Below are 1,542 nucleotides of genomic sequence, written 5' to 3'. Positions count from 1 at the left end.
CCCGCCGGGAAGCGGCAGCCGGCCGACGCGTCAACCCGCGGCCCCGGCGCGCGCTACGGTGGACCGGCCGGACCGACTCCCCGGCCGGCCGACTCAGCCGCCGCACGTCACGGCGAGGGCGGCGGCACGGCATGCGGACAGGCACGAGGCAGCGCACACGGCACGAGGTGGGGGCACAGCAGCACCATGGCACAGGGCACGGTCCAGGTGACGCACACCGGCACATCGCGATGGCGCCGCCGCACGGGCGAGTACGCCTCCCTCACCGCGGCCCTGGAGGCCGCGGCGGACGGTGACGTCCTGACCGTCGCCCCCGGTACCTACCGCGAGAATCTCGTCGTCCACCGGGCGGTGACCCTGCGCGGCACGGAGGGCTCCGCCGGGTCCGTGCGGATCGCGCCGGCCGACGGGGTGCCGCTGACCGTCCGCTCCGCGGCGGTGATCCGCGACATCCACGTGGAGGGCCAGGACTCGGCGGCTCCCGCGCTGCTCGTGGAGGAGGGCACGCCGGAGCTGACGGATCTGCGGATCGTGACCAGGTCGGCCGCCGGCATCGAGGTGCGGGGCGGTGCCAGGCCGACCGTGCGCCGGTGCGGTGTCGACAATCCGGCCGGGGTCGGGATAGCCGTACTGGACGGCGCCGGGGGCGTGTTCGAGGAGTGCGAGGTCGTCTCCGCGGGGCAGACCGGCATCTGGGTCCGGGACGGCGCCCGCCCCCGCCTGGACCGCTGCCGGGTCCACCACGCCTCGGGCGCGGGGCTGAGCGTGACCGGTGAGGGCAGCGCCCTTGAGGCGGTGGGCTGCGAGGTGTACGAGATCAAGGGCAGCGGTGTTCAGGTCACCGCCCGCGGCTCCGCTCACCTGACCGACTGCACCGTGCACCGCACCTCCGGGGACGGGGTCACCCTGGACACCGACGCCGTGCTCACCCTCGCCGACTGCGACATCCACGACATCCCGGAGAACGCGATCGACCTCCGGTCGCGCGCGGTGCTCACCCTGACCCGCTCGACCGTGCGCCGGTTCGGCCGCAACGGACTCTCGGTCTGGGACCCGGGCACCCGCGTCGACGCCAACCAGTGCGAGATCCACGACTCCACCGGCGACTACCCGGCGGTCTGGGTCAGCGACGGCGCCGCGGTCGTCCTGGACTCCTGCCGGGTGCACGACGTGCCCGACGCCCTCTTCGTCCTCGACCGCGGCTCGCGCGCCGACGTCGTGGACAGCGACCTGTCGCAGATCCGCAACACGGCGGTCTCGGTGAGCGACGGGGCCACCGCCCAGCTCGACGACTGCCGGATCCGTGAGGCGTCCACCGGGGCGTGGTTCCGCGACCACGGCAGCGGCGGCACCCTGAGCAACTGCACCGTCGACGCCGCCCAGACCGGTGTCATCGTCACCAAGGGCGCCGACCCGACGATCGAGCGCTGCACGGTCACCTCGCCCGCGGAGGCCGGCTTCTACGTCTCGGCCGAGGGCCGAGGCACCTTCCGCGGCTGCCGGGTCACGGGAAGCGAGGGGTACGGCTTCCATGTGATGGAC

1 protein-coding gene is annotated in these 1,542 nt (G+C 74.3%); it reads left to right on the top strand.

Going from position 1 to position 1,542, the window contains the following annotated elements; all coding sequences use genetic code 11:
• Positions 1-186: 186 nt before the first annotated feature.
• Positions 187-1,542 (top strand): right-handed parallel beta-helix repeat-containing protein (locus IH13_RS0133320; RefSeq protein ID WP_031090398.1); only part of this gene is annotated, 1,356 nt, incomplete at its 3' end.

Origin of the sequence: Streptomyces sp. NRRL WC-3549 (assembly GCF_000721935.1) — a bacterium.
Lineage (GTDB): Bacteria > Actinomycetota > Actinomycetes > Streptomycetales > Streptomycetaceae > Streptomyces.
This window is presented reverse-complemented; position numbering and strand designations above follow the sequence as displayed.